8 protein-coding genes are annotated in these 6904 nt (G+C 67.2%); 2 read left to right on the top strand and 6 right to left on the bottom strand.

Annotated features, from left to right (window positions below; all coding sequences use genetic code 11):
* The 6 genes from ACT3SQ_RS18630 to ACT3SQ_RS18605 form a co-directional block, all read right to left on the bottom strand.
* Positions 1 to 558: DDE-type integrase/transposase/recombinase (locus tag ACT3SQ_RS18630; protein ID WP_444601577.1), on the bottom strand; the 558-nt coding region annotated here is incomplete at its 3' end.
* On the bottom strand, positions 555 to 863 hold the full coding sequence (locus ACT3SQ_RS18625) for a transposase (protein WP_444601576.1): 309 nt from the start codon (positions 861 to 863) through the stop codon (positions 555 to 557). The genes ACT3SQ_RS18625 and ACT3SQ_RS18630, both read right to left, overlap by 4 nt.
* 217 nt (positions 864 to 1080) lie before the next feature.
* Positions 1081 to 1860, bottom strand: a complete 780-nt coding sequence (locus ACT3SQ_RS18620) for an ABC transporter ATP-binding protein (RefSeq protein WP_193107400.1) — start codon at positions 1858 to 1860, stop codon at positions 1081 to 1083.
* Positions 1857 to 2963, bottom strand: a complete 1107-nt coding sequence (locus ACT3SQ_RS18615; protein WP_193119510.1) for a FecCD family ABC transporter permease — start codon at positions 2961 to 2963, stop codon at positions 1857 to 1859. Before ACT3SQ_RS18615 ends, ACT3SQ_RS18620 begins: the two co-directional genes overlap by 4 nt.
* The gene (locus ACT3SQ_RS18610) at positions 2960 to 4045 is read right to left on the bottom strand and encodes an iron chelate uptake ABC transporter family permease subunit (RefSeq protein WP_441446632.1); all 1086 of its coding nucleotides are present in this window, start codon (positions 4043 to 4045) and stop codon (positions 2960 to 2962) included. Before ACT3SQ_RS18610 ends, ACT3SQ_RS18615 begins: the two co-directional genes overlap by 4 nt.
* Positions 4042 to 5016, bottom strand: coding sequence for an ABC transporter substrate-binding protein (locus tag ACT3SQ_RS18605; protein ID WP_193119511.1), 975 nt, complete (start codon positions 5014 to 5016; stop codon positions 4042 to 4044). Before ACT3SQ_RS18605 ends, ACT3SQ_RS18610 begins: the two co-directional genes overlap by 4 nt.
* Positions 5017 to 5213: 197 nt before the next feature.
* Here ACT3SQ_RS18605 and ACT3SQ_RS18600 point away from each other — a divergent pair, with 197 nt between their 5' ends.
* The gene (locus ACT3SQ_RS18600) at positions 5214 to 6203 is read left to right on the top strand and encodes a siderophore-interacting protein (RefSeq protein WP_193107403.1); all 990 of its coding nucleotides are present in this window, start codon (positions 5214 to 5216) and stop codon (positions 6201 to 6203) included.
* A gap of 246 nt (positions 6204 to 6449) precedes the next feature.
* Complete coding sequence (locus tag ACT3SQ_RS18595) at positions 6450 to 6743, top strand: hypothetical protein (protein ID WP_193107404.1); 294 nt, start codon at positions 6450 to 6452, stop codon at positions 6741 to 6743.
* Positions 6744 to 6904 lie beyond the last annotated feature (161 nt).

Raw genomic sequence — 6904 nt, 5'->3', positions numbered from 1 at the left:
CGAATGCACGATGCAGCCGGCGGCGTCACGGCGCCTGGATATCGCGTTGTCCAGGGCCTTCACCGCGAGGCGAGCCTTCATCCGGTCGCTGATCGAGTAGCCCACGATCCGGCCGGAGAACACATCTTTGATGGCGCAGAGGTAGAGCTTGCCCTCGTCGGTCCAGTGCTCGGTGATGTCGGTGAGCCACAGTTCGTTGGCGTCATCGGCGGAGAAGTCCCGCTTCACAAGGTCGTCATGGACCGGCGGACCGGGGCGCTTCCCGTTCTTGCCGCGCTTCTTACCGAACACCGACCACCACTGGTTGTCCCGGCAGATCCTCCACGCCGTCCGCTCACACATCACCTCACCGGCCTCGGCGGCTTCACTGACGAGGAACCGGTAGCCGAACTCGGGGTCGTCGCGGTGGGCGTCCAGCAGAGCGTTGGCTCGATAGGCCTCGGTCAGCTCGGCTGTGGTGACCTGCTGGCGCCGCCAGCGATAGTAGGGCTGACGGGAGAGCTTCAAGACCCGCAGGGACACCGCGACGGGGATGCCGTCGGCGGCGAGCTCGCTCACGAGCGGGTAGAGCTTTTTCCCGGCAGGTTCGCCTGGGACAGGTAGGCGGCTGCGCGGCGGAGGACCTCGTTCTCCTGCTCGAGCAGCCGGATCCGCTTGCGCGCATCGCGCAGCTCGGTGGAATCCTCCCGGCTCTTGCCGGGGCGGCTTCCGTCATCGATGTCGGCTTGACGGATCCATTTATGCAGCGTCATCTCGTGGACGCCGAAGTCCTTCGCGATCTGCGCGAGAGTGACGCCGTCCTCACGGGACCGGGCCACACGCACGACATCTTCGCGGAACTCCTGGGGATAGGGAGCAGGCATGGTGCACATCCTTCCAGGCCGCCCAGTGGGCAAGCCAGATCAGATGTCACCTATCCGTGCGGCAGTCCCGATGCCACCGGCTACCGCGGGGCGTGCTCCCGTGCCAACGAGACCCAAAGGTCGGGCGAGCGCTCAGTAGGGCGCATACCTCTGATTATGCGCACTGAGCGCAATCGTCCCCGATCGCTTCTGAGCCCCGAGTAGCGTGCTCCCCCGCCTATGTAGCGGTGGGGATGACCAGTGGGGTGCCCGTGACGGGGTCATCGATGACCATGGCGGGAAGGTCGAAGACGTCCCTGACCAGGTCGGCGTCGATGATGTCTTTCGGTGCTCCGCGGGCCACGATGCGGCCATCGCGCATCGCGACGATGTGGGAGGCGTAGCGGCAGGCGTGGTTGAGGTCGTGGAGGACCGCGACGACGGTGCTTCCACCGCGGTGGAGCTTTGAGCACAGGTTCAGGACGGCGATCTGGTGAGCGATGTCGAGGAAGGTAGTGGGTTCGTCTAGGAGGAGGAGGTCGGTCTCCTGGGCGAGGACCATCGCGATCCACACGCGTTGGCGTTGTCCCCCGGACAGTTCGTCCACGAGGCGGTAGGCGAGGTCTGTCGTGCCGGTCGCCTCGAGCGCCTGGTCGATGACCTCGAGGTCGTGGGGGGTGTTACGGGCCAGGAACCCTCGGTGGGGGAAGCGACCACGAGCGACGAGGTCTCGGACGCGGATGCCGTCCGGGGCGATCGCGCTCTGCGGCAGAAGGCCGAGGATGCGCGCGATCGCGCGGGAAGACATGTCCTCAAGGTTCTTGCCATCGAGGCTGACGATGCCTGCTGTGGGTTTTAGGAGGCGGGCCATCGACCGCAGCAGAGTGGATTTGCCACAGGCGTTGGGGCCGATGATGACGGTGAACGAGCCGTCGGTGACGGAGATGTCGAGGTCCTGAATAACGCTGCGGTCGCCGTAGCCGATGGTGGCGTGGTCGACCTGGAGGCGTGTGGTCATGACCGTCCCTTCCGTCCTTCGTGGATGAGGAGCCAGACGAGGTAGGCCCCGCCGAGCGATACCGTGACGACGCCGACGGGTAATGGTGTCTGGGGGTGGATGCGTTGGGCAATGTAGTCGCTGCCCAGCAGGAGGAACGCTCCGACAAGGGCAGCGGGGCCGATGGCGACGCCACTGTCGTGGGTCAGGCGCCGAGCGATCTGGGGGGCCGCCAACGCCACGAACGAGATCGGGCCTGCGACCGAGGCGACGACCGCGACGGCGGAGATCCCCACGACGATGAGCAGGATGCGAGTGGTCTCGGTCCGGATGCCCAGCGAGGTCGAGAGGTCATCCCCCATCTCCAGCAAATGCATCCGCTCGGAGAGCACCGTGGCGAAGACTGCGATGAGGAGGACGGCCACGGCGGAGAGGCGGACGTGGCTCCAGGACAGACCGTTGAGGGATCCTGCTCCCCAGATCGCGACGCGCATGGCGTCCTCCACCTCCGCGCGCAGGATGATCCAGGTGTTGACCGCTGAGAGCATCGCGGAGACACCGATACCGACGATGATCAGACGGAACCCGGGGAGCCCGGCTCGGGCACCCGTTCCCCGGGTGCGGGCCAGCAGGTAGACCGCGAAAGCGGTGAGGATCCCACCGAGGAGAGCGCCGCCGGCGGTGCCCAGCGAGGACCCGCCGAGGAACAGGATGACGACCAGCGCGCCCGTGTAGGAGCCGGTGCCGAACCCGATGATGTCCGGGCTTCCCAGCGGGTTGCGGGTGAGGGACTGGAAGATCGCGCCGCCGATACCGAGGGATGCCCCGAGCAGGACAGCGACCAGTGCTCGCGGTAGCCGCCACTGCCGGACGACCAGGATGTCGCCGGCGTCCCCAGTCCCCAGGAGCGCGCCGATGACGCGGCCGGCGGGGATGGGGACCTCACCGGTCCCGACGGATACGACGAGCACGAGGGCAGCCGCCAGGAGAATCACGAGCGTGACAATCGCCTTGCGAACCGTCAGGTGCAGGACACCCCCGAGGCGGGTGGGGACGGGGATCACCCGGGGCCCCCGTGCCTTCGGTGTCCTCGTGGTGGTTGCGTGGGTTGTCGGTGTGGTCATAGGCCTGACACCGCCCGGGTACGGACCATGGCGATCAGCACGGGCGCGCCGAGGAACGCGGTGACGACTCCGACGGGCATGCCACCGGGGGTCGCTACGCGCGCGAGGACATCGGCGCCGAGGATTAGGCAGGGGCCGGCCAGTGCCGAGAGTCCGAGGATCCACCCCTGGTGGGGGCCCACGATCCACCGGATGATGTGAGGCACCATGAGGCCGACGAATCCGATGGGACCGGCGATCGCCGTGGCAGCACCGCAGGCCGTGGTGATGCCCAGGATCCCCAAGAGGCGCGCCCGCAAGAGCGGGACGCCGAGCGTGGTGGCGAGATCATCTCCCAGGGCGATGGAGCTGAGGTAGCGCGCTGCGGCGGCGGCGGCAAGCAACCCGATCGCGACGAACGGGAGGGCCTGCAGCGTCGGCCCTATACCCCGCACGGCGAGGGAGCCGGCGCTCCAGGTGCGCATCGCATCGAACGCTCGGACATCCAACAGCGTGATCGCCGTGGTCAGGCCCGTCATGACCGCGGCGAAAGCCACGCCGGCCAGGGTCAGTCGGATGGGGTCGGCGCCCCCGCGGCCGGCCGCCCCGATGGCAAGGACAGCCACCGTCGCGATGAACGCCCCGATCACGGCGCACCACAACTGGCCCTGCATCCCGCCGATACCGAGCAGGGACACGCCGGCAGCAACCGCTACCGCGGCTCCGGCGTTGACCCCGAGGATGCCGGGATCGGCCAGTGGGTTACGTGTGAGGGCCTGGACGAGGGCTCCGGCAACCGCGATCGCGGCCCCCACCGCGACCCCGGCAACCGTGCGTGGAACCCGGGAGCCCCACACCACCTGATGATCGATCACGGACATGTCCGTGGATAGGAGCGCGTCCACGACTGTCCCGGGTGAGATCGAGCGGTCCCCCACCACGAGGCTTGCCATCACCGCGACGACAGTGAGAGCGCCGAGGGCGGGAGGGGCGATCGCCCGGATCACGGGTGGCCGTGAGACCACCTCGAGCTGCTGCGTGGCATCGGCGGGGGGTGTTGGGTGGGTGGCCGCGGGGTGGCGAGAGGCCCGTGGGGACGTCACGGGATGATGCGCTCGGAGTCCTCCAGGACGGCCGCGAGCTCGTTCAGCCACGCGGTCTGCGCGACGTAGGTGTAGGCCCGCTTGTCGTCCCAGGTTCCGATCTGGTCGGCCTCGACGGCGGGCAGGGACAGCCACAGCGGGTTCTCCTCGTACCCGACCGACGTCTCGGCCTGAAGGATCACATCGGCGGGGTAGTCCGCGATGCTCTCCCAACTCACCTCGGCCCAGGAGGACTCCTCCGGGGCCTCGGGGCCCACGAGCGCCACGCCATCCTCAGCGAGCATGTTCAGCACGCCAAGGGTGGTGCTGGTGTAGATGACGTCTCCGGTGGTGTTGAACGCCAGGACTGTCAGGTCCGGCTTCTGTCCGGTGACCGTCCGGAGCCGCTCACGAGCGGCATTGAAGTCCTCTTCGGCCGTCGCGATCTCGCTTCCGTCGCTGTCGGCCCCCAGCGCCTGGGCCAGGGCACGGTATTCTTGGATCATCTCCGGCGGAGTTCCACCCATGCGAATGGGCAGGAACGGCGCGACCTCGGTGGCCTGGTCCCTCACCTCGTCCTCCCACCAGGTCCACCCCGTTCCCTCCTGGTTCCCGACCCCGATGATGAGGTCAGGCGCTGCAGCAGCGAGCTTCTCAAGGCTGAGCTCACCCTCGAGCCCCAGGACATTCAGCGCATCAAGATCCAGGTCCCCTTTGCCCGACCCTGTGGCGCCGAACCCGAAAACCCCGACCGGCTCGATGCCGTACGGCTGCAGCGCCGCCGCGGAGTAGATGTCCGCGACGATCCTCACCGGGGCCTGGTCCAACGAAATCGTGACCCCGTCGTAGTTCGCGGGAGTAAAGGAGAAAGCCTGCTCACCACCAGGGCCGGGGTCCTGTTCACTGGCGGACTCGGACCCCGAACACGCGGCGAGACCGAGCACGCTCAGGCCCGAGAGGCTGGACAGGGTGAGGAAGCGACGACGCTGCATCGGACTCTTTCGATCGGGATGGGGCCACCTCGCTGATGAACCAGCGAGAGGACACGTAGGACAAAGTGGAGCCCGCGCAAGTGCGCTGCGACCACACCATGGCTAGTGCAAGGATAGGCTAACCTAAGTAACACAGGTCGGCCTCCACTCACGTGATGGCACCCGTCCCGACCTGCCCCGACGTTCAGGAGCACCCCATGCCACGCCCGACGGCTACCGCGTTCGAGGCCGAGGTCACCGCGATCGAGGACCTCAGTCACTCCTTCCGCCGAGTCACGCTCAGTGGCGCCGGGATGGAGGGCTTTGGCATCGAACATCACCCCCAAGACCTCCGCTTCAAATTGATCATCCCGCCCGGCGACGGCGCCCCAACGTTCGATCTCCCCTCGTTCCTCGCCAACCACGAGGATCCTTCGCTGTCCTGGTACCAGGCGTGGCTACAGCTCGACGAGGACGTGCGTGGATCCATGCGCACCTACACCGTGCGGGAGTGGCGCGACGCCGAGCGTGAACTGATCGTCGACATGGTCCTGCACACCAGCGAAGCCAGCGATGGGGGTCCTGCGAGCAACTGGGCCACCGCAGCGGAGATCGGTAGCCGCCTGCACGTGATCGGACCCGCTCGAGATGTGCCCCGAGGTCGAGGTGGCATCGAGTTCGATCCCGGCACGGCCCGTCACCTCCTGCTCGCCGGTGACGAGACCGCCGTCCCGGCCATCGCCTCGATCCTCGAGTCCCTCACCCAGCCCCCATTCGCCGCAGAAACCCTCACCGGACACGTGATCCTCGAAGTCCCGCACGCCGGAGACATCCTCACGCTCGACGTCCCCGCCGGCATGGAGGTGACCTGGCTCGTTCGAGGTGAACGCGACCACGGTGACCTCATGCGCGCAGCCGTCCGCGAGACCGTCCAGCCCGCTCCCGATAGCGACGCCCAGGCAGTTGACCTCGACGACATCGATATCGACGCGACCATCCTGTGGGACGTCCCTCGGGCCCTGAGCGGCGCAGCCCGCAACAGCGGGACCGACACTCCCCAGGGTGAGCGCCCGTTCTACGCCTGGATCGCTGGTGAAGCCGCCGCCGTCAAAGATATCCGGCGCTACCTTGTCCAGGACATCGGGATTGACCGCCGCCAGGTCGCATTCATGGGCTACTGGCGAAAAGGCCGCGCCGAGGGTTCCTAACCCACCCCAGGAGGAATAAGCGCATGGGGAGGCGCCGTGGGTGCAGCAACAGGGGCGCCTACCGCTGTTTCGCAGTTCTCGGAGCGATGGGGGGGTGACTCGGGGTCCGGCTCTCCTGATCGCCGCGCGTAGTGCTCGGCCCGTCGGACGCGGAGCCAACCGCAACGCCTCTCATACACTCAATGACGTCCCATCTGGCCAAATAGGGGTACGCAGGATAGGCCGACCACAGCGAGAGGACACCTAGTGAGCACGCCGAGTGAGCGCCTCGAGGCAGAAATCTGGCTCGAGGCAAACTCCCCCGAGGTGGCGCCGGAGGCGAAAGACAGGTTCTTCGCCGCAGTGCATGAGTACTACACCCAGTACCCCACCGCCGACCGCAGGCCCGACATAGCCGCGATCCTCCGCGAGGATGACGAGGCGTTCACACTGATCCTCCGCGCCGTCCTATCCGAGGACGCATCTCGGGCACCTGCTGCCGAGGACGTCCCCGCGGTCCCCAGCGCGAGCTATTCACACATCGGTGCTGAATCGCCCTAACGACCGTTGCCGTTGGCGACCCTCCGTAGTCGTTCGGCGTCTCAACCTGCCAGAGGTACCCCTGCAGAGAAAGGTAACGGTGGATGATCACGGACGATCACTAACCAGCGCCACTCGAGCGACCCGTCCTCCCACCGTGCCGACCCCACCACTCGGAGTAT

The organism is Brachybacterium sp. AOP42-C2-15, from assembly GCF_052377065.1.
Classification (GTDB): Bacteria; Actinomycetota; Actinomycetes; order Actinomycetales; family Dermabacteraceae; genus Brachybacterium.
Note: the sequence above shows the minus strand (reverse complement) of the source record. Positions and strands in the feature narration are given on the sequence as shown.

What these genes read in the sequence shown, in the direction of transcription:
- ACT3SQ_RS18625 (WP_444601576.1), bottom strand. Translation starts at nt 863, where the DNA reads ATGCCTGCTCCCTATCCCCAGGAGTTCCGCGAAGATGTCGTGCGTGTG.
- ACT3SQ_RS18620 (WP_193107400.1), bottom strand. Translation starts at nt 1,860, where the DNA reads ATGACCACACGCCTCCAGGTCGACCACGCCACCATCGGCTACGGCGAC.
- ACT3SQ_RS18615 (WP_193119510.1), bottom strand. Translation starts at nt 2,963, where the DNA reads ATGACCACACCGACAACCCACGCAACCACCACGAGGACACCGAAGGCA.
- ACT3SQ_RS18605 (WP_193119511.1), bottom strand. Translation starts at nt 5,016, where the DNA reads ATGCAGCGTCGTCGCTTCCTCACCCTGTCCAGCCTCTCGGGCCTGAGC.
- ACT3SQ_RS18600 (WP_193107403.1), top strand. Translation starts at nt 5,214, where the DNA reads ATGCCACGCCCGACGGCTACCGCGTTCGAGGCCGAGGTCACCGCGATC.